This window comes from Acidovorax sp. Leaf191 (assembly GCF_001424425.1).
Taxonomy (GTDB): domain Bacteria; phylum Pseudomonadota; class Gammaproteobacteria; order Burkholderiales; family Burkholderiaceae_C; genus Acidovorax.
This window is the reverse complement of record NZ_LMPT01000019.1, coordinates 54,065-75,289: the sequence shown is the minus strand read 5'-3', so window position 1 is coordinate 75,289 and position 21,225 is coordinate 54,065. Positions and strand designations below refer to the sequence as shown.

The following is a 21,225-nucleotide window of genomic DNA, read 5'->3' as shown; positions in this document are numbered from 1 at the left end:
TGGCTGAAAGCGAAAAAAAACCGTTCGGGCTGAGCTTGTCGAAGCCTTGCGCGGCGCTTCGACAGGCTCAGCGTGAACGGTTGGAGTTTGTCTGCTCGGGTTAACGAACGTCCTGGATCTTCTTGATGTTGTCCGCGCCGAACTCTTTGGCGTAGCCCACGTAGGCCGGCTTGAGCGCTTCGCGGAAGGCCGCACCGTCCACCGTCTTGGTGACCTTCATTCCCTGCGATTCAAGCAGCGCGATGCCATTGTTCTCATCGTCGTTGACCTTCTTGCGCTGCGCCACCGACGCGCTCTTGGCGGCGTCGGTGAAGACCTTCTTGTCCGCGTCATTGAGCTTGTTCCACACCTTGGGCGAGAGCAGCAGAAGCGCCGGCGAGTACACGTGGCCGGTCAGCGACAAATGCTTTTGCACCTGCGAGAACTTGGCCGACAGGATCACCGGGATAGGGTTCTCCTGGCCGTCCACCGTGCCCTGCTGCATGGCACCGAACAACTCGGGGAAGGCCATGGGCGTGGGCAGGATGCCGAAGGTGCGGTAGCCGTCCATGTGCACCTTGTTCTCCATGGTGCGCATCTTCAGGCCCTTGGCGTCCTCGGGCTTGACGATGTCGCGCTTGCTGTTGGTCATGTGGCGGAAACCGTTTTCCGTCCAGGCCAGCGCGATGATGCCCTTGCTCGGGAACTTGGTCAGGATGTCCTGGCCGATGGGGCCGTCCATCACCTTGCGTGCATGGTCGTAGTCGCGGAACAGGAACGGGATGTCCACGATCTTCACTTCGGGCACGAAGTTGCCCACAGGGCCGGTAGATGTGTTCACCAGGTCCTGCGTACCCAGCTGGATGGCTTCGATCTGCTCGCGCTCTCCGCCCAGCGCCGAGTTGGGAAAGTACTGGCACTTGTAGCGCCCCTGCGTGCCTTTTTCGACTTCATCGCAGAACACCTTGGAGCCCACGCCATAGTGCGAATCGGGCGCCGTGGCGTAGCCGATCTTGAGCGTCGTGGTCTGCGCGCCGGCCGTGGCGATCAAGCCGAACGCAAGGCCCAGGCCCGCGGCGAGAGAAGTCAGTTGCATGGTGTCTCCTGTATATGTGGTTCTTGCCGTGGTCGCCTGCGTACCTGTCGCTGGAGGCTTCGCGCAGCCAGTGCCACGGACTCAAAAATTATGGCGCTGCAACATGCCGCAGGGCATCGGGGTTTGTGCTGGTAAGCGTGCTTACTAAACAAGGCAGTCGCCACGGGCTTCGCGGCACCAGTGCACGCGTCGCGCGGGCGACAGGACAGGTGAAGGCGGGCGGCGCCATGGAAGTCGGGCTGGCGTGCGGCGAGGTGCCGCTCTGATGGAGCGGCACCGGCCCGTGATGTGAGACTCCGCGGCGGGTGCCCGTGGCGCGGTGAGTCGGTGAAGCGCAAGGGCGTGTGCCGCCACTGCCGTCTTGCCAAGTGCCCCGGTCCGGCGGTAACCGGTCCGGGGCCCTGTCAGTTCGTGCGCTCCGGTAAGAACGCCTTGATGGATGAAGTATGCGCGGCAAGGCTCAGTAGTTCTTGCTGTTCTTTGCTTCAAAAGTCGGCTGTTGCAGAAAATCCTTCTGCATTTGCGCAGTTCAAGGAATAATCCGCAGCATGGACCGTTTAGACAGAAAAATTCTCGCTGTGCTGCAGGGCGACGCGCGCGCCAGTCTGCAGGAGATCGGGCAGGCCGTCGGCCTGAGCCCTTCGCCGTGTTGGGGTCGCATCAAGAAGATGGAAGAGGCCGGTGTCATCCAGGGCTACACCGTGCGGCTCAACCCGCAGGCGCTGGGCCTGTCCGACACGGTGCTGGTGCAGGTCACGCTCGACAGCCACTCGGACAACACGCTCGAGAAGTTCGGCGAGACGCTGGCCAGCATTCCGGAGGTGATCGAAGCCCACCTGGTCTCAGGCGACTACGACTACCTGCTGCGCGTGGTCGTCAAGGACACGCGCGACTACGAGCGCCTGCTGCGCGAGAAGCTCTACAAGATCAAGGGCATACGCCACAGCCGCTCAAGCTTCGTGCTGCGCACCCTGAAAAAAGCCGACATGCCGCTCTACGTGGACTAAGGCCTAAGGCGCTGGCACGTTCGCTGCTCTGCGGGTTGGCGCAGGCGCAGAATCCAGCCGCCGCACACACCGCCCACACCGCCCACACCGCCCACACCGCCAGTACCGCGCCACACCGCCCACACCGCCAGTACCGCCAGTACCGCGCCACACACCATGAACCTGCGTTTCGTCGAAGCCTTCTACTGGGTCGCCTCCCTGCGCAGCGTGACGCGCGCCGCCGAAAAACTGTTCCTCACCCAGTCGGCCATGTCCAGCCGCGTGGCGGCGCTGGAGGAAGAGCTGGGCGTGCTGCTGCTGGACCGCAGCGACAAGCGCTTCAAGCTCACGGTGGCGGGCACGCGGTTTCTGACCTATGCGAAGCGCATGCTGGAATTGCAGCGCCAGCTCAAGGCCGAGATGGGGTCGGGCGGGCCGATGGAGGTGTCCATCCGCTTGGGCGCGATCGAATCGGTGCTGCACTCCTGGCTGATCCCGTGGATCGAGCAGTTGCGCAAGGACAACCCGGCGCTGGAGCTTGAACTCACGATGGAAACCACGCCCGTGCTGCTGGACCAGATCCGCCGCGGCGCGCTGGACACGGTGTTCGCGGCGCTGCCGGCGTCCGCCGAAGGTATCCGCACCCAGGCACTGGCGCCCATGGAGATGGTGTTCGTCGGCAACAGCAAGCTGCACCGCAAGCGGCGCTACGCGCTGGCGGATTTCGCCGAGATGGACATCCTGACCTTCCAGCGCGGATCGCACCCGCACGTAACGTTGCTGGATGCGCTGCGCCAGGCCCAGGTGGAGCCGCGCCGCGTGCACACCATCTCGTCCATCTCGGCCATGGTGCAGCTGGTGCAGGGCGGCTTCGGCATCGCGACCTTGCCGCGCCACGCCGTGCAGCGGCTGCTGGCGTTTCCGGACCTGCGGGCGCTGGCCTGCGACACGGAGTTGCGGCCCTTGCCCATCCACCTGAGCTACCGCGAAGACCCGTCCACCCCGGTCGACAGCGTGGTGCGCTCGGCCATGGCGTTCCTCGAACTGCAGTCCGAAAGCACCAAGGTGCGCGCCAAAACCTGAAGCCAAGCTGACGGACGGCGCGTCTCCCGCGTCGCCACGGCGGTGGCCTGCGCACTGCGCAAGCCTTTGGGGTGCGCTGCGTGGCTGCCGCGCGCACTCTCCAACGGTGTCCATCGCGTTCCAGTGCCTGCTGTTGGTGCATGCCATCGGCACGCACAAGCCCGGGTGCGGCCGGCATCGTCTGGATGGCGCGCCATCACCATGGGCCCCAAAAGCCCGCCGCACGGGGCTTGCGGCGGTATCGGCCAGGCGCGCGACGGTGCGGATTCCAGGGGTCTAGGGTTTTCACTGAGCACCAAGTTGGGTGAATTGTGCTCCAGCGTAGTGCATCGAAAAAATCGATGAAGTGAGAGAAAATTTTTGAATTTGCCAGTGCTCGCACCCCGCCAACACAATCCTCCCATCGTCATGCATTTGACATTTTTCGATGCGAGGAAACACGGTGGAACCGGAAGCAAAAAACACACTGGCAGCCTTCGGCCCTGAGGGCCACGGCGACGCAGCCCATGTGCGCGGCGTCATTCGCAAAGGGCTGTGGACCCTGCACACCAGTGGCCTGGCGCATGGCCATGTGCAGGGCAACCTCGTCATCCTGCCCGAGGCACTGGCCGGCGACTTCCTGCGCTTTTGCCAGCGCAACCCCAAGCCCTGCCCGGTGCTGGCCGTGGGCGAGCCGGGCCAGGTGGGCCTGCCCAGCCTGGGCGAGGACATCGACATCCGCAGCGATGTGCCGATGTACCGCGTCTGGCGCCACGGCGAGCTCAAGGACGAAGTCGCCGACATCACGGACCTGTGGCGCCCCGACCTGGTGACTTTCGTGCTGGGCTGCTCATTCTCGTTCGAGCATGCGCTGCAGGAGGCCGGCATCCGCCTGCGCCACATCGACGAGAGCCGCAACGTGGCGATGTACCGCACCAACATCGCGACCGAGCCTGCCGGTCCCTTCAGCGGCGCCATGGTCGTGTCCATGCGGCCCATGCCCGCGGCCGACGTCATCCGGGCGGTGCAGGTCACCTCGCGCTTTCCCAACGTGCACGGCGCGCCGGTGCACATCGGCGACCCGTCGCTCATCGGCATCAAGGACCTGGCCCGGCCCGACTACGGCGACGCGGTGGAGCTGGCCCCCGGCGACATCCCTGTCTTCTGGGCCTGTGGCGTCACCCCCCAGTCGGCCATCCTGACCGCGCAGCCTGCGTTCTGCATCACGCACGCACCCGGGGCCATGTTGGTGACCTCGTTGCTCAACCACCACCTCGCGTCTTTCTGAGTTCTTCACCCCGCGACGAATCCTTCAACCTTTCAAAGGAGTATCTGAGATGAAAAAGACCCTCTGGGCCCGTGTGGCCGCGGCTATCGGCGGTGCCTGCATGACCTTGGCCGCCCATGCGCAGCAGGAAGTCAAGATCGGCGTGATCTACCCGCTGACCGGCACCGGCGCGGCCGTGGGCGCCGAGCTGCGCAGTGCGCTGGAGCTGGCCGCCGACATCGTCAACAACGGTGCTCCCTCGGTCCCCAACCTGCCGTTCGCGGCCGGCAAGGGCCTGCCCAACCTCAAGGGCGCCAAGATCAAGCTCGTGTTCGCCGACCACCAGTCCAACCCGCAGATCGGCGCGACGGAAGCCGAGCGCCTGATCACCCAGGAAAAGGTGGTCGCCCTGATCGGTTCGTACAACAGCAACGTCACGGCCACGGCCAGCCAGGTGGCCGAACGGGCCGGCATTCCGTTCCTGAACCCCGAGTCGTCCTCGGCCTCGCTCACGCAGCGCAACTTCAAGTGGTTCTTCCGCACCACGCCGCATGACGACCTGTTCGTGCACAACGCGTTCGAGTTTTTGAAGGAGTTCGAGGCCAAGCGCGGCATCAAACCCAAGGTGATCGCATCGCTCAACGAGAACGGCTTGTGGGGCGCCGAGACGACCAAGCTGCAGACCAAGCTGGCGACAGAGTTCGGCCAGAACATCGTCAAGCAGGTGTCCTACCCGGCGAAGACCACGCAGCTCACGTCCGAGGTGCAGACCCTGAAGGCGGCCAACCCCAATCTGGTACTGCAGTCGTCCTATACGGCAGACGCCATCATGTCCATCAAGACGTACAAGGAACTGGGCTTCTCGCCGGACATGATCCTGGCCAACAACGCGGGCTTCACCGACACCGACTTCATCCGCACGCTGGGCAAGGACGCCGACTTCATCATCACCCGCGAGACCTGGGCGCTGGACCTGGCCACGCGCAACCCGATGATCAAGGAGGTCAACGACCTCTTTCAAAAGCGCTACAAGATCAACTTCACCGGCAACAGCTCGCGCACCTTCACCGGTCTGATGGTGATGGCCGACGCGATCAACCGTGCGGGCTCCACCGAGCCCGAGGCCGTGCGCACCGCGCTCACGCAGACCAACATCCGGGCCGACGACATCATCATGCCGTGGAAGGGTGTGAAGTTCGACACCTCGGGCCAGAACACGCTGGGCCGCGGCATCCTGGTGCAGATCATCGACGGCAAGTACCACACGGTCTGGCCCTTCAACATGGCGACCCGCGAAGTGGTGTGGCCCATGCCCAAGTGGGACCAGCGCAAGTGAAGGCCCCACGGGCTGAATCCTGAAAGAAAACCATGACTGCGGAAATTCTGTTTCAGACGCTGGCCTCGGGCGTGATGATCGGGTTGATATATGCGCTGGTTGCGATCGGATTGACCATGATTTTCGGGGTCATGGACATCGTGAACTTCGCGCACGGCGAGTTCCTGATGCTGGGCATGTACTCGGCGTTCTGGATGTTCTCGCTGTATGCGCTCGACCCCCTCTACACCCTGCCGCTCACGGTGCTCATGCTGTTCGCGTTCGGGGTGCTGCTGTACCAGTTCGTGATCGTGCGCATCATCAATGCGCCCATGCTCTCGCAGATCTTCACGACCTTCGGAATCATGATCCTGCTGCGGGGGGTGGCCCAGTTCTTCTGGAAGCCTGACTTCCGCTCCATCGAGAACTCGCTGGTCAGCGGCACCGTCAAGGGCTTCGGCGTGCAAGTCGGGCAGCCCCAGCTGGTGGCGGGCATCGGGGCCATCGTCATCACCGGCCTCATCTACTTCTTCCTCAACAAGACACGCCTGGGGGCGGCGCTGGAAGCCACCGCGTCCGACAAGGAAGCCGCGCGCCTCATGGGCATCGATTCGCACAAGATGTTTGCGCTGGCCTGGGGTGTTGCTGCTGCCTGCGCCGGCGCTGCCGGGGTGCTGCTGTCCACCTTCTTTCCCATCTTTCCGGACGTCGGCGCGAACTTCATCCTGCTGGCCTTCGTGGTGGTGAACCTGGGCGGCTTCGGCAGCATCACCGGTGCGTTCTGGGCCGGGATCCTGGTCGGCGTGATCGAGGTGATGGGGGGGCTGCTGCTCGGGCCCCAGTACAAGACCGCGGTGGTGCTGGTGCTCTTCCTCGGAGTGCTCATGTTCCGCCCGCAAGGCCTCATGGGCAAGGCGTGATCACCATGAAAAACTCAATCCTTATCGCAGCGCTGCTGCTGGCCACCCTGGCGCTGCCGTCCTTCGTGGATGCGTCGCACCTGAACATGGCCATCCTCGTGCTCATGGCCGCCCAGCTGGGCGTGGCGTGGAACATGCTCGGCGGGTACGCCGGGCAAGTGTCCCTTGGCCATGCCGCGTTCTTCGGGCTGGGGGCCTACACCTCCACGCTGCTGCTGCTCAAGTTCGGCGTCAACCCGTGGATCGGCGCGCTGATCGGCGGCGCCCTGTCGGCCTTGCTCAGCCTGGCGTTCGGCTGGTCGTGCTTTCGCTTGAAAGGCCACTACTTTGCCATGGCCACCATTGCCGTGGCCGAGCTGGTGCAGATCTTCTTCAACGAGTGGGAATACGGCGGCGCCGCCGTGGGCCTGTACGTGCCCATGGACAAGCAGGGCTGGCTGTGGATGAACTTCGCCACCAAGCTGCCGTACTACTGGCTGGCGCTGGGCCTGCTGGTGCTGACCCTGGCCGCCAACTGGTGGGTGGAGCGCAGCTACCTGGGCTACTACTTCCGGGCCATCAAGGACGAGCCCGATGCTGCGCGGAGCGTGGGTATCAACATCGCCCGCTACAAGCAGGTGGCCCTGTCGCTGAGCGCCTTCTTTGCGGCGCTGGGGGGCAGCCTGTATGCCCAGAAGGAGCTGTTCATCGACCCGGGCTCGGTGCTGTCCACGGCGCTGTCGATCAAGATGGCCCTGGTGGCCATCCTGGGCGGGGTGGGCACGCTGTTCGGTCCGGTGGTGGGTTCCATCGTGCTCACCAGCATCGAAGAGTTCACACGCATCGTCTTCGGTGGCACGGGCCGGGGCACGGACGTGATCATCTACGCCACCATGATCATCCTGATCGCCGTGTACTACCCCATGGGCATTCTCGGATGGGTCAAGAGCTTCAAAGAGCGGCGGGCGGCCCGGGCCGACGCATCGCGCCAGGTGGCCGAGCATGCAGCCGGCGCTGCGCCCCTGCAGTCGGCAAAGGGAGAGGTCTGATGAAACTGCTCGAAGTCAAACAGGTCAGCAAGCGCTTTGGCGGGCTGACCGCCAACCAGGACGTCTCTTTCGATGTGGACAAGGGCACCGTCGTGGGGCTCATCGGTCCCAACGGCGCGGGCAAGACCACCATGTTCAACTGCGTGGCGGGCTACTTCGCGCCCACCGAGGGCAGCATCCTGCTGGGCGGGCGCAACATCGCCGGGCTGCCGCCCGAGGCCTGTGCCCGTGCCGGCGTGGGCCGCACCTTCCAGGTGGCGCGCAGCTTCACCAGCATGACGGCCTGCGAGAACGTGATGACCGGCGCCATGCTGCTGCAGCACAACGTGGCCAAGGCCCGGGCTTCGGCGATGCAGTGGCTGGCGTTCGTCAACCTGCACCGCTTTGCCGACAAGCCTGCGGGCAGCATGACCATCAGCGAGCAGCGCCGCCTGGCGGTGGCCCGCGCGCTGGCCATCGAGCCGCAGATATTGCTGATGGACGAAGTGATGGCGGGATTGAACCCGTCCGAAGTGCGCGAAGCCGTGGACGTGGTGCTCAAGATCCGCGAGCGCGGCATCGCCTGCCTGATCGTGGAACATGTACTCGAGGGCATCATGCCCATCGCCGACAAGATCGTGGTGCTGGACCGGGGCGTGAAGATCGCGGAGGGCACGCCGCAGCAGGTCTCCAGCGACCCGCACGTCATCTCCGCCTACCTGGGAGACGAATGAAAATGCTCGACATCCAAAACCTCAAGGTCTGCTACGACGACGTGCTGGCCATCTCGGACGTGAGCCTTACCGTGGGGGCCGGCGAGATCGTGGCCCTGGTGGGCGGCAACGGCAACGGCAAGTCCACCACCTTGCGCGCAGTGGCAGGGCTCAACGCGGCTGCGGCTGGCAAGGTGTCCTTCAACGGCCAGTCCATCGGCGGGCTGCCAGCCCACAAGCGGGTGTCGCTGGGGCTGTCCCTGGTGCCCGAAGGGCGCCGGCTGTTCCCGCGACTCACGGTGCTGCGCAACCTGGAGCTTGGCGCCTTCACCCGAGGAGACAAGCACGAGGTGGCCAGCAGCATCGACGAGATGCTGGGGCTGTTCCCCATCCTCAAGGAGCGCGCGACGCAGCTCGCGGGCACCATGAGTGGTGGCGAGCAGCAGATGCTGGCCATCGCCCGCGGGCTGATGGCGCGACCCAAGCTGCTGATGCTGGACGAACCCTCGTGGGGCATCGCGCCCAAGTTCGTGACCAAGGTGCTGGATGTGATCCAGCAGATCAACGCCAAGGGCGTCTCCATCTTGCTGGTGGAGCAGAACCTGCACAAGGCGCTGGCCATCGCACACCGCGGCTACGTCATACAGACCGGGCGCATTGCGATGGAAGGCCCGGCCCAGACGCTGCTGCACGACGAAGGCGTCAAGAAGGCGTACCTGGGCCTCTGAGCCTTCGCGCCCGCGTGCCCGACCTGCCACGCCCAGCCAGCCGGTCATTTCACCTCCCAGGAGTTCCTGTGAAAACTATTTGGATGACCGCACTGTGTGCGGCTGGGATGGGCTGCGCCTTCGGTTTGCAGGCCCAGACCCAGACCCCGGTGCAATGGAAGCTGGCCACGGGCTACCGTGCCGAATCGTTCCACACGCGCAACCTGGTGCAGTTCGCGCAGGACGTCGAGGCCGCATCGTCGGGTGCGCTGCGCATCGAGGTGCACGCCAACAACACGCTGGCCAAGCTGGCCGACATTCCTGCGGCAGTGCAGGGCGGCAAGGTCCAGGCAGGCGAGACGATCATGACCAGCCTCGTGGCCGAGATGCCCATCGCAGGGGCCGATGCCGTGCCCTTCGTGGTGCACAGCTATGCCGACGCGCGGCGCATGTGGGGACTGCAGCGGCCGCTGATCGAGGGGCATTTCGCGCGCAAGGGGCTCAAGGCCCTGTACGCGGTGCCGTGGCCGCCGCAGGGGTTGTTCTCCGTGGCGCCCGTGAAGTCGTCCGCCGACTTCAAGGGCACCCGCATGCGCACCTACAACCCCGCCACCGTTCGCATTGCCGAGCTGCTGGGCGCCACGCCGGTGGACGTGCCCATGGTCGAGGTCAACAAGGCGCTGGCCGGCGGGCAGCTCGACTCCATGATCACCTCAGCCCTCACCGGCGTGGAGAACCAGGTCTGGGGCCAGATCCGCCAGTACTACGGCATCGACGCGTGGTTCCCCAAGAACATCGTGTTCGTCAACCAGCAGGCGTTCGATGCGCTGCCGCCACCCGTGCGCCAGGCCGTCACCAAGGCGGCAGCCGAGGCGGAGACCCGCGGCTGGGCGATGAGCGAGGCCATCGCGCAGGAGTCGGTCGGTGAACTGCAGCGCAAGGGCATCAAGGTGGAGCGCCCCACCGCCGAGCTCAACGCCGAACTCAAGCGGCTGGGCGAACGCTTCTCGCGCGAGTGGGTGCGCTCGGTGGGCAGCGAGGCCAACCAGCTTTTCATTCCGTACTACACGCAGCGCTGAAAGGCGCTGCGGCATTCCGTTTTTCCCTTTCTCAACTGTCGGAACCATCACACCATGAATAACCTGACACCCCCAACACACACGCCCCGCTGGCAGTTCTGGATCGACCGGGGCGGCACTTTCACCGACATCGTGGCCAAGCGGCCCGATGGCTCGCTCACCACCCACAAGCTGCTGTCCGAAAACCCCGAGCAGTACAAGGACGCCGCGGTGGCAGGCATACGCCACCTGCTGGGGCTCAAGCCCGGCGAGCCGGTGACGCCCGCCCAGGTCGAGTGCGTGAAGATGGGCACCACCGTGGCCACCAATGCACTGCTGGAGCGCAAGGGCGAGCCCACGCTGCTGGTCACCACGCGCGGCTTTCGCGATGCGCTGCGCATCGCGTACCAAAACCGTCCGCGCCTGTTCGACCGCCATATCCAGTTGCCCGAGCTGCTCTACACCGAGGTGATCGAGGCCCGCGAACGCATGGGTGCGCACGGCAGCGTGATGCTGCCCCTGGACGAGCCCACGCTGCGCGGCGATTTGCTGGCAGCCTACGCGCGCGGCCTGCGCAGCGTGGCCATCGTGTTCATGCACGGCTACCGCTACGCGCAGCACGAAAAGGCGGCGCAGCGCATCGCGCGATCGGTCGGGTTCACGCAGATCAGCACATCGCACGAAACCAGCCCCATGATGAAGTTCGTGAGCCGCGGCGACACCACGGTGGTGGATGCATACCTCTCGCCCATCCTGCGCCGCTACGTGGACCAGGTGGCCAGCGAGATGCCGGGCGTCAAGCTGTTCTTCATGCAGTCGTCCGGTGGCCTCACCGATGCGGGCACCTTCCAGGGCAAGGACGCCATCCTGTCCGGCCCCGCAGGCGGCATCGTGGGCATGGCGCGCACGGCAGGGCTGGCGGGGCATGAGAAGGTCATCGGCTTCGACATGGGCGGCACGTCCACCGACGTGAGCCACTACGCCGGTGCGTTCGAGCGCGAGTTCGAAACCCATGTGGCCGGCGTGCGCATGCGCGCACCCATGATGAGCATCCATACGGTGGCAGCCGGCGGCGGATCGGTGCTGGCGTACGACGGATCGCGGTTCCGGGTGGGCCCGGAGAGCGCGGGTGCCAACCCCGGCCCCGTCAGCTACCGCCGCGGCGGCCCGCTGGCCGTGACGGACGCGAACGTGATGGTCGGCAAGGTGCAGCCACGCTACTTCCCCAGCGTGTTCGGCCCTGCCGCCAACGAGACGCTGGATGCCGACGCGGTGCGCGCACGTTTTCAGGACATCGCCACGCAGACCCAGCGCAAGCCCGAGGAAGTGGCCGAAGGCTTCATCCAGATCGCCGTGCAGCAGATGGCCAATGCCATCAAGAAGATCAGCGTGGCGCGCGGCTACGACGTCACGCGCTACACGCTGCAGTGCTTTGGCGGCGCGGGCGGCCAGCACGCCTGCCTGGTGGCCGACGCCCTGGGCATGACGCGGGTGTTCGTGCACCCGCTGGCGGGCGTGCTCAGCGCCTACGGCATGGGCCTGGCGGACCAGAACGTGATCCGCGAGCAGGCGGTGGAGATGCCGCTCGCCACCGAGGTGCTGCCCCTGATAGCCGAGCGGCTGGACGCGCTGGGCTCTGCCGCCCAGGCCGAGTTGGAGCGCCAGCAGGTCAGCGCCAACCCCGTGCAGGTGCGCCACAACGTGCATGTGCGCTACGAGGGCACCGACTCCGCGCTGGTCGTGCCCTTCGGCGACATGGCGACCATCCAGTCCGCCTTCGAAGCGGCGTACCGCCAGCGCTTTGCCTTCCTGATGGTGGGCAAGGGCCTGGTGGTGGAAGCCGTGTCGGTCGAGGCGGTGATCGCCGGCGATGCGCCCGCCGAGCCGCGCCTGCCGGTGCACGCCCACCGCAAGCACCCGCTGCGCGAGACGGTGCAGATGTATTCGGGCAGCGAGTGGCACGACGCAGCCCTGGTGGTGCGCGAGGACCTGCGCCCCGGCGACGTGGTCCCGGGCCCCGCGATCATTGCCGAGAAGAACACCACCACCGTGGTGGAGCCAGGCTGGTCGGCGCGCCTGACCGACCTGGACCACCTGGTGCTGGACCGCGTGACCGCGCGCAAGGTCCAGTACGCCGCCGGCACCACGGTGGACCCGGTGCTGCTGGAGGTGTTCAACAACCTGTTCATGAACATCGCCGAGCAGATGGGCCTGCAGCTGCAGAACACGGCCTATTCGGTGAACATCAAGGAGCGCCTGGACTTCAGCTGCGCGTTGTTCGATGCTGCCGGCAACCTCATTGCCAACGCGCCGCACATGCCGGTGCACCTGGGTTCGATGGGCGAGAGCATCAAGACCGTGATCCGCGAGAACACCGGCAAGATGCACCCGGGCGATGTATTCATGCTCAACGACCCCTACCACGGCGGCACCCATCTGCCCGATGTGACGGTGATCACGCCGGTCTACGTGGCCGCAGGCGCAGAGCCCACGTTCTACGTCGGCAGCCGGGGCCACCATGCGGACATTGGCGGCACCACGCCGGGCTCCATGCCGCCGTTTTCGACGCGCATCGACGAAGAGGGCGTGCAGATCAACAACGTGAAGCTGGTGGACCGCGGCATCTTCCTGGAAGAGGAGGTGCGCACGCTGCTGGCCACGGGCGGCGGCACCACCCAGTACCCCAGCCGCAACCCCCAGCAGAACCTGGCCGACCTGCGCGCGCAGATCGCGGCCAACGAAAAGGGCGTGCAGGAACTCTCCAAGATGGTGGAGCAGTTCGGCCTGCCCGTCGTGCAGGCCTACATGCGCCATGTGCAGGACAACGCCGAAGAGTCGGTGCGCCGCGTGATCACGCAGCTCAAGGACGGGCAGTTCACCCTGCCGCTCGACAACGGCGCGCAGATCAGCGTGTCGGTCAAGGTCAACGTGGCCGAGCGCAGCGCGGTGATCGACTTTGCGGGCACCAGCGCGCAGCAGACCAACAACTTCAACGCGCCGCGTGCGGTGTGCATGGCCGCGGTGCTGTACGTGTTCCGCACGCTGGTGGACGACGATATTCCGCTCAACGCCGGGTGCTTGAAGCCCTTGCAGGTCATCATCCCGCAGGGCTCCATGCTCAACCCCAACCCGCCGGCCTCGGTGGTGGCGGGCAATGTGGAGACCTCCACCTGCATCACCAACGCGCTGTTCGGCGCCCTGGGCGTGATGGCGGGCAGCCAGCCCACGATGAACAACTTCACCTTCGGCAACGCGCAGTACCAGTACTACGAAACCATCGCGGGCGGCAGCGGCGCGGGTGCGGTGTTCGATGCATCAGGCCGCGCGGTGCGCGGGTTCGACGGCACGAGCGTGGTCCAGACCCACATGACCAACTCGCGCCTCACGGACCCCGAGGTGCTGGAGTTCCGCTTCCCGGTGGTGCTCGACAGCTACGAGATCCAGCGTGGGTCAGGCGGCGCGGGGCGCTGGGCCGGTGGTGACGGCGGCGTGCGGCGCGTGCGCTTTCTGGAGGCCATGACGGCCAGCATCCTGTCCAACGGGCGGCTCAACCCCGCCTTCGGCATGGCGGGCGGCCAGCCGGGCCGCGCAGGCGCCAACCGGGTGCTGCGCGCGAACGGCCAGGTCGAGGAACTGGGCCACATCGGCGCCGCGCAGATGGAGCCGGGCGATGTGTTCGAGATCTCCACCCCGGGCGGTGGCGGGTTCGGCGAATGCGTGGCCGCTGAGTGAACCGGGCCTGCGGGCCCGCGCCATGAAAAAGGGCCTGCATGGCAGGCCCTTTGATCTGGGTGGCTGGCGGTGTATCGCCAGCGCGGGTCACATGCCCGAGTAGTTCGGGCCGCCGCCACCTTCGGGCGTGACCCACACGATGTTCTGCGTCGGGTCCTTGATGTCGCAGGTCTTGCAGTGCACGCAGTTTTGCGCGTTGATCTGCAGGCGCTGCGCGTCGCCGCCCTTGGCCACATCGGGCACGAACTCGTACACACCCGCCGGGCAGTAGCGCGCCTCGGGGCCGGCGTACTTGGCCAGGTTGATGTTGACCGGCACGCTGGCATCCTTGAGCGTCAGATGCGCCGGCTGGTTCTCTTCGTGGTTGGTGTTGCTGATGAACACGCTGCTCAGGCGGTCGAACGTGAGCTTGCCATCGGGCTTGGGGTAGACGATGGGCTTGCACTCGGCCGCGGGCTTGAGGTAGGCGTGGTCGGGCTTGTCGCGGTGCAGCGTCCAGGGCATGCGGCCGCGCAGTATCAGCTGCTCGAAGCCGTTCATCACCGTGGCCGTGGTCAGGCCGTACTTGAACCAGTTTTTGAAGTTGCGGTCCTTGTTCAGCTCGGTGTAGAGCCAGCTTTCCTCGAAAGCCTTGGGGTAGGCCTTGAGTTCGTCGTGCTGGCGGCCGGCCACGACGGCGTCGTACGCAGCCTCGGCGGCCAGCATGCCCGTCTTGATGGCGGCGTGGCTGCCCTTGATGCGGCCCACGTTCAGGTAGCCTGCGTTGCAGCCCACGAGTGCGCCACCCGGGAAGATGGTCTTGGGCAGGGCGTTGATGCCGCTGGCGTTGATGGCGCGCGCGCCATACGACAGGCGCTTCGCCGTGATCTCGCCTTTTTCGTTCTCGAAGTAGTAGCGGACGTTGGGGTGGGTTTTCCAGCGCTGGAATTCCTCGAACGGGCTGAGGTAGGGGTTCTTGTAGCCCAGGCCGGTCACGAAGCCGAGCGCAACCTTGTTGTCGTCCAGGTGGTACAGGAATGCGCCGCCGTAGGTGTCGTTCTCCATCGGCCAGCCGGCGGTGTGCATCACGAAGCCGGGCTGGTGCTTCTTGGGGTCGATCTCCCACAGCTCCTTCACGCCCAGGCCGAAGCTTTGCGGGTCGCGCCCTTCGGACAGGTGAAAGCGCTCGATCAGCTGGCGGCCCAGGTGGCCGCGCGCGCCTTCGGCGAACACGGTGTACTTGCCCAGCAGTTCCATGCCCAGCTGGAAGTTCTCGGTGGGCTCGCCGTCCTTGCCCACGCCCATGTTGCCGGTGGCCACGCCCTTGACCGAACCATTCTCGTTGTAGAGCACTTCGGCGGCCGCAAAGCCGGGGAAGATCTCCACGCCCAGGGCCTCGGCCTGCTCGGCCATCCATTTGGTCACGTCGCCCAGGCGCACGATGTAGTTGCCGTGGTTCTGCGCGAAGGGGGGCAAGAACACATTGGGCACGCGCAGGCCCGATTTTTCCGACAGGAAGATGTAGGCGTCGTCGGTAACGGGCTGCTTGAGGGGTGCGCCGCGCTTTTTCCAGTCGGGGATCAGCTCGGTCAGTGCCTTGGGGTCCATGATGGCGCCCGACAGGATGTGCGCGCCGGGCTCGGAGCCTTTTTCCAGCACCACCACCGAGACATCCTGGCCCTTTTCGGCAGCCAGCTGCTTCAGGCGGATCGCGGTGGCCAGGCCGCCAGGGCCGCCGCCAACGACCACCACGTCGTATTCCATCGATTCACGGGGACCATACTGGGCGATGATTTCTTCGTTTGTCATGGGCTTCTCGTCGGGCGTTTGATAATGGATATTTTGAACAGTACAGGATGCAATGCCCTGTCTGGCTGGCGACTGATTGTATTCATGGAATAGCGACAATCGAACGACCGTTCTATTTTGTTGAGTGGAGAGACTCTAAATGGCTTACAGCATCGACTTGTCCGGCCGGGTGGCCTTCATCACCGGCGCCTCCAGCGGCCTGGGCGCACAGTTCGCCCGCACGCTGGCCCGCGCCGGCGCCGGGGTGGTGCTGGCCAGCCGCCGGGTGGAAAAGCTCAAGGAGCTGCGCGCGCGCATCGAAGGCGAGGGCGGTGACGCCCACGTGATCGAGCTCGACGTAACTGACCACGACTCCATCAAGTCCGCCGTGGCGCACGCCGAGACCGAAATGGGCTCCATCGACATCCTGGTCAACAACTCGGGCGTGAGTACCACGCAGCGCCTGCAGGACGTGACGCCCGAGGACTACGACTTCATCTTCGACACCAACGTGAAGGGTGCGTTCTTCGTGGCGCAGGAGGTCGGCAAGCGCATGCTGGCCCGCTCGCGCGGTGCGGCGCCGGGCAGCTTCACGGGTGGGCGCATCATCAACATCGCCTCGATGGCGGGCCTCAAGGTGCTGCCGCAGATCGGTGCCTACTGCATGAGCAAGGCCGCCGTGGTGCAGATGACCCGCGCCATGGCCATGGAATGGGGCAAGTTCGGCATCAACACCAACGCGATCTGCCCCGGCTACATCGACACCGAGATCAACCACCACCACTGGGACACCGAGCAGGGCAAGAAGCTCATCGCCATGCTCCCCCGCAGACGCGTGGGCAGCCCGCAGGACCTGGATGCCTTGCTGGTCATGCTGGCCAGCGACCAGAGCCATTTCATCAACGGCGCCGTCATCGCCGCCGACGACGGCTTCGCTGTGTAGAAGAGCCCCCCTGAGGCGCTGCGCGCCATCCTCCGAGGGGGACGCCACCGGTGGCCTGGCGGAGCCAGTTCCACGGTGGCACTGGCCTGGGGGCGCGCCAGTTGCAGAGCGCTGGGCGGTACCACCAAACTGGACTATCGATGAAGATTGAAATTCCTGAAGTCAAGAAGCTGGTTTTTGAGATGCGCTTTCCCGTGCGTTAGGGCGACATGGATGCGATGGGCCATGTCAACAACACGGTGTACTTCAGGTACCTGGAGACGGCGCGCATCGACTGGCTGGTGTCGGTGGGCTGCAACCCCGACCCGCAGGGCCAGGGGCCGGTCATCGTCAACGCGTTCTGCAACTTCTACCGGCAGCTGGAGTACCCGGCCGATGTGCTGCTCAAGCTCTACGTGAGCGACCCGGGCCGCACCACGTTCGAGACCTGGGGCACCATGGAGCGCGTGGACCAGCCGGGCGTGGTGTGCGCGGCAGGCGGCGCCACCACCATCTGGGTGGACTTTCCGCGGCAGAAGGCCACGGATCTGCCCGACTGGATGCGGGCGCTCGTCAGTGCCTGATGGGGTATTGAAAATTCAAGCGAAATAGTGCTCTACCGCGCACTGGTAAAGCGCCAGCAGCTATTGAAATAGTAGCATTCCGCTGGGGCTCAGCTCAGCTCAAGTCACCGGCGCCGGGTTGAACAGCACCAGCGCATTGCGCAGCTTCCAGTGTTCGGCCCAGGTCTTCTTGCGGCCGCTGGCCACCTCCAGCACGAGGTGGAACATCTCCCAGCCCACGTCTTCGATGGTCTTCTCGCCGGTGGCGATGGTGCCGGCGTTGACGTCCATCAGGTCGTGCCAGCGGCGTGCCAGGTCGTCGCGCGTGGCGACCTTGATGACGGGCACCTCGGCCAGGCCGTAGGGCGTGCCGCGGCCGGTGGTGAAGACGTGCAGGTTCATGCCGGCTGCCACCTGCAGCGTGCCGCAGATGAAGTCGCTGGCGGGCGTGGCGGCGTAGATCAGGCCCTTATGTTTGAGCTTTTCGCCCGGGGAGATCACGCCGGTGATGGGCGAGCTGCCGCTCTTGACGATGGAGCCCATGGCCTTTTCCACGATGTTGGACAGGCCGCCCTTCTTGTTGCCCGGCGTGGTGTTGGCGCTGCGGTCCACCCGGCCGCGCTGCAGGTAGGCGTCGTACCAGGCCATCTCGCGGATCATGGCCTCGGCCACCTCGGGGGTGGAGGCGCGCGCGGTCAGCTGGTCGATGCCGTCGCGCACCTCGGTCACTTCGCTGAACATCACGGTGGCGCCCGCACGCACCAGCAGGTCGGTGCAAAAGCCCACGGCCGGGTTGGCGGTGACGCCGCTGAAGGCATCGCTGCCGCCGCACTGCACGCCCACGACGAGTTCGCTGGCGGGCACGGTTTCGCGGCGGCGCTGGTTCAGGCGCTGCAGGTGCCGCTCGGCTTGGCGCATCACCGAATCGACCATGGACATGAAGCCCACATGCGCCTCGTCCTGCAGGCACACCACATCCAGCGGGGTGTCTGCCTGCGTGCGTTCGTCCACCAGCGGGATGGTGCCGGGGGGCAGCAGGCGCTCGGGTTGCAGCTTCTCGCAGCCCAGGCTCACCACCATCACCTCGCCGCCGAAGTTGGGGTTCAGGCTGATGTTGCGCAGCGTGCGGATGGGGATCACGGCGTCGGGCGCGTCGATGGCCACGCCGCAGCCGTAGGTGTGGGCCAGGGCGACCACGTCGTCCACGTTCGGGTACTTCGGCAGCAGCTCGGCCTTGATGCGCTGCACCGCGAAATCGGTCACGCCGGCCACGCACTGCACGGTCTCGGTGATGGCCAGGATGTTGCGCGTGCCCACCGAGCCGTCTGCGTTGCGATAGCCCTCGAAGGTGTAGCCCGTGAGCGGCGGTGGCGCAGCCGGCTTCACGGTGGCGATGGGCAGGCCGTCGAGCGAGCGCGCATCGGGCATGTCCAGCAGCTTTTCATGCACCCAGCTGCCGGCCGGGATGGCGCGGATGGCATAGCCGATGGGCATGTTGTAGCGCCGCACCACGCCGCCTTGGGGGATGTCCTGGAGCGCCACCTTGTGCGCCTGGGGCACGGCATCCACCAGCGTCACGCCCGCAGGCAGGGTGGTGCCGGCGGGCAGGCCACCGTCGTTGGCGACGATCGCGACGTTGTCGGCCTCGTGCATCTGGATGCACAGAGGAGGGCGCAAGGGAGTGGTTCTGGCGTTCATGGGGCTGGCTCCTGGGCACGCAGGGCGTGCCGCGGGTTGGATGCGCTGGCGTGTGGGTATTGGGATGGCAGGTTGCTGTCGGTGCGGGAGCGAGCAGGGACGGCGGTCAGGCGCACGGGCCCACCTCGGCGGTCTCGCGCGTCCAGGCGCGGGCCTGGTCCGTGAGCGAAAGGCCCAGGCCTGGGCGGGTAGGCACCAGCATGCGGCCGTCTTTCAGTTCCAGGCGTTCGTTGAACAGAGGCTCCAGCCAGTCGAAATGCTCGACCCAGGGCTCGCTGGGGTACACGGCGCCCAGGTGCACGTGCAGCTCCATCGCGAAGTGCGGGGCCAGCATCACGTTGGCCATCTCGGCCTGCGCCGCGACCTTGAGGAAGGGCGTGATGCCGCCCAGGCGCGGGCCGTCGGGCATGAGGAAGTCGGCGCTGCGGTGGCGGATCAGCTCGCCATGCTCGGCGGCGCTGGTCAGCATCTCGCCGGTGGCGATGGGGGTGTCGAACTGTGCGGCCAGCGCGGCGTGGCCTTCGTAGTCGTAGGCGTCCAGCGGCTCTTCGATCCAGATCAGGTTGTACTGCTCGAAGATGCGGCACATGCGCTGGGCGGTGGGGCGGTCCCACTGCTGGTTGGCGTCGACCATGATGGGGGTGGCGTCGCCCAGGTGCTCGCGCATGGCCTGCACCCGCTGGATGTCCAGCGCGCAGTCGGGCTGGCCCACCTTGAGCTTGATGCCGCCGATGCCCCGGTCCAGCGAGGCCCGGGCGTTCACCTTGAGCTGGTCGAGCGGCGTGTGCAGGAAGCCGCCCGAGGTGTTGTAGCAGCGCACGGACTCGCGCTGCGAACCCAGCAGCTTGGACAGCGACAGGTGGGCGCGGCGGGCCTTCAGGTCCCACAGCGCCACGTCGAACGCGCCGATGGCCTGCACGCCCATGCCGCTGCGGCCCACCGAGGCGCCCGCCCAGCACAGCTTGGTCCACAGGCGGGCGATGTCGTTCGGGTCTTCGCCGATGAGCGCGGGGGCGATCTCCCTGGCATGCGCGAACTGGCCGGGGCCGCCGGCGCGCTTGGAGTAGCTCAGGCCCAGGCCCCGGTGGCCGTCGCGGGTCTCGATCTCGGCGAACAGCATCGCGATCTCGGTCATGGGTTTTTGACGGCCGGTCAGCACCTTGGCGTCGCTGATGGGGTGGGCCAGCGGCAGGTAGCACGACGAGAGGCGGATCCAGGCGATGCTGTCGGGGCTCAGCGGGGTGTTGTCGGCGGATGAGAGGGCGGTCATGGCGTTCAAGCGGGGGGCGACGAAAGGACGAAAGGCAAAAAACGGACTGGGAGCAGGGCGATGCGTGCAAGGGAAACCCGCGGCGGCCTGCGCGGGTTTCCCGGCGGCCAGGGGTCAGTCGATGGTGATCTTTCCGGCCTGGATCACGGTCTTCCAGCGGTCGTATTCCTTGCGCTGGAAGGCGGCGAATTCTTCCGGCGTGTTGGCCACCATCTCGAACCCGATGGAGACGAATTGCTCCTTCACCTTGGGGTCGTTCAGCGCTTCCACGAACGCGGCATGGGCCTTCTGGCGCACGGCGGGCGGCAGGCCCTTGGGCGCGACGATGGCTTGCCAGGATGCGACTTCGACGTTCTTCACGCCTGCCTCGGCCAGCGTGGGCAGATCCGGCAGCACGGGCGAGCGCTGGGGGCTGGTCACGGCCAGGGCGCGCATCTTGCCGCCCTTGATGTACTGGATCACGGCGTTGATGTTCTGGAACGACGCGTCCACCTGGCCGCCGATCAGGTCGGTGTGCGCGGGAGCGCCGCCCTTGTAGGGGATGTGCACGCCCTGGGTGCCCGTCTGCTGCCAGAACAGCTCGGCCGTCAGGTGGTCGCTGGAGCCATTGCCGGCGGACGCGAAGCTCATCTTGTGGGGGTTGGCCTTGAGGTGCGCGATCACGTCGGCCACGCTCTTGTGGGGCGAGTTGGCGGGCACCACCAGCACGTTGGGCGAGGCCACGGCCACGGTGATGAAGTCGAAGTCCTTGGTGGGGTCGTAGGGCAGGCTCTTGAGCAGGTGCGGCACGATGACCAGCGGGCCGAGCGACGTGACGAGGAAGGTGTAGCCATCGGCCGGAGCCCGCTGCACGAAGGTGGCGCCGATCGTGCCGGTGGCGCCGGCCCGGTTGTCGACCGTGAACGGCTGCTTGAGCTTGTCGGTCAGGCGGGGGCTCACGGCACGGGCGACCTGGTCGGTGGAGCCGCCGGGCGGGAAGGGCACCACCAGCGTGACGGCCTTGTCGGGCCAGGCGAGGGCCGAGGTGCTCCACGCCGCCATGGCCAGCGCGGCGGTGATCCAAAGTTTCTTCATGCTTGTCTCCTTGATGGTTGAATGACATCGTTGTCATTTTTGGGCGAATGCCAGCATCTGTTTTATTTCTGTCGCCATGAACTCTGTTT

General features: G+C 66.0%; 16 protein-coding genes and 1 pseudogene. 12 read left to right on the top strand and 5 right to left on the bottom strand.

The genetic code is table 11. The annotated features are described in order from the left end of the window. Window positions 1-100 precede the first annotated feature (100 nt). Window positions 101-1,075 (bottom strand): TRAP transporter substrate-binding protein, encoded by a 975-nt coding sequence (locus ASG27_RS14425; RefSeq protein ID WP_056168540.1) that lies wholly within the window; start codon window positions 1,073-1,075, stop codon window positions 101-103. 548 nt (window positions 1,076-1,623) lie between these two features. On the opposite strand from ASG27_RS14425, the gene ASG27_RS14420 reads away from it, so the two are divergent. The 10 genes from ASG27_RS14420 to ASG27_RS14375 all read left to right on the top strand — a co-directional run bounded on the left by ASG27_RS14420 (window position 1,624) and on the right by ASG27_RS14375 (window position 13,842). After that, window positions 1,624-2,082: an Lrp/AsnC family transcriptional regulator gene (locus ASG27_RS14420; RefSeq protein ID WP_056168542.1), complete on the top strand. Its 459-nt coding sequence runs from the start codon at window positions 1,624-1,626 to the stop codon at window positions 2,080-2,082. Window positions 2,083-2,238: 156 nt separating this feature from the next. Then, on the top strand, window positions 2,239-3,144 hold the full coding sequence (locus tag ASG27_RS14415; RefSeq protein WP_056412450.1) for a LysR family transcriptional regulator: 906 nt from the start codon (window positions 2,239-2,241) through the stop codon (window positions 3,142-3,144). Window positions 3,145-3,652: 508 nt separating this feature from the next. Then, the gene (locus tag ASG27_RS14410) at window positions 3,653-4,411 is read left to right on the top strand and encodes a putative hydro-lyase (protein ID WP_056169316.1); all 759 of its coding nucleotides are present in this window, start codon (window positions 3,653-3,655) and stop codon (window positions 4,409-4,411) included. A 49-nt stretch (window positions 4,412-4,460) separates the two neighbouring features. After that, window positions 4,461-5,726: an ABC transporter substrate-binding protein gene (locus ASG27_RS14405; RefSeq protein ID WP_056168547.1), complete on the top strand. Its 1,266-nt coding sequence runs from the start codon at window positions 4,461-4,463 to the stop codon at window positions 5,724-5,726. A gap of 32 nt (window positions 5,727-5,758) precedes the next feature. Then, complete coding sequence (locus ASG27_RS14400) at window positions 5,759-6,625, top strand: branched-chain amino acid ABC transporter permease (RefSeq protein WP_056168550.1); 867 nt, start codon at window positions 5,759-5,761, stop codon at window positions 6,623-6,625. 5 nt (window positions 6,626-6,630) lie between these two features. Next, window positions 6,631-7,653 carry a branched-chain amino acid ABC transporter permease gene (locus tag ASG27_RS14395; protein ID WP_056412736.1) on the top strand — a complete coding sequence of 341 codons (1,023 nt, stop codon included), beginning with the start codon at window positions 6,631-6,633 and terminating at the stop codon, window positions 7,651-7,653. After that, window positions 7,653-8,366 carry an ABC transporter ATP-binding protein gene (locus ASG27_RS14390; RefSeq protein ID WP_056412448.1) on the top strand — a complete coding sequence of 238 codons (714 nt, stop codon included), beginning with the start codon at window positions 7,653-7,655 and terminating at the stop codon, window positions 8,364-8,366. Before ASG27_RS14395 ends, ASG27_RS14390 begins: the two co-directional genes overlap by 1 nt. 2 nt (window positions 8,367-8,368) lie before the next feature. Continuing rightward, entirely contained in the window at window positions 8,369-9,073 is a 705-nt protein-coding gene (locus ASG27_RS14385) for an ABC transporter ATP-binding protein (RefSeq protein WP_056412445.1), read from the top strand. A gap of 68 nt (window positions 9,074-9,141) precedes the next feature. Beyond that, a complete protein-coding gene (locus tag ASG27_RS14380; protein WP_235503917.1) occupies window positions 9,142-10,131 on the top strand; it encodes a TRAP transporter substrate-binding protein in 990 nt (329 codons plus the stop codon). A gap of 54 nt (window positions 10,132-10,185) precedes the next feature. Next, entirely contained in the window at window positions 10,186-13,842 is a 3,657-nt protein-coding gene (locus tag ASG27_RS14375; RefSeq protein WP_056412439.1) for a hydantoinase B/oxoprolinase family protein, read from the top strand. Window positions 13,843-13,929: 87 nt separating this feature from the next. On the opposite strand, the gene ASG27_RS14370 is transcribed toward ASG27_RS14375, so the two are convergent. Then, the gene (locus ASG27_RS14370; RefSeq protein ID WP_056412435.1) at window positions 13,930-15,630 is read right to left on the bottom strand and encodes an electron transfer flavoprotein-ubiquinone oxidoreductase; all 1,701 of its coding nucleotides are present in this window, start codon (window positions 15,628-15,630) and stop codon (window positions 13,930-13,932) included. Between the two features lie 139 nt (window positions 15,631-15,769). Between ASG27_RS14370 and ASG27_RS14365 the strand changes: the two genes are divergently transcribed. Beyond that, window positions 15,770-16,552: an SDR family oxidoreductase gene (locus ASG27_RS14365; protein WP_056412432.1), complete on the top strand. Its 783-nt coding sequence runs from the start codon at window positions 15,770-15,772 to the stop codon at window positions 16,550-16,552. Between the two features lie 140 nt (window positions 16,553-16,692). Next, a pseudogene (locus ASG27_RS14360) lies at window positions 16,693-17,115 on the top strand (acyl-CoA thioesterase). A gap of 99 nt (window positions 17,116-17,214) precedes the next feature. Here ASG27_RS14360 and garD read toward each other — a convergent pair. The 3 genes from garD to ASG27_RS14345 form a co-directional block, all read right to left on the bottom strand. Continuing rightward, window positions 17,215-18,792 carry a galactarate dehydratase gene (gene garD, locus ASG27_RS14355; RefSeq protein WP_056412429.1) on the bottom strand — a complete coding sequence of 526 codons (1,578 nt, stop codon included), beginning with the start codon at window positions 18,790-18,792 and terminating at the stop codon, window positions 17,215-17,217. Between the two features lie 106 nt (window positions 18,793-18,898). After that, window positions 18,899-20,062, bottom strand: coding sequence for an L-talarate/galactarate dehydratase (locus ASG27_RS14350; RefSeq protein ID WP_056412427.1), 1,164 nt, complete (start codon window positions 20,060-20,062; stop codon window positions 18,899-18,901). 114 nt (window positions 20,063-20,176) lie between these two features. Then, window positions 20,177-21,136: a Bug family tripartite tricarboxylate transporter substrate binding protein gene (locus ASG27_RS14345; RefSeq protein ID WP_056412424.1), complete on the bottom strand. Its 960-nt coding sequence runs from the start codon at window positions 21,134-21,136 to the stop codon at window positions 20,177-20,179. Between the last annotated feature and the right edge of the window lie 89 nt (window positions 21,137-21,225).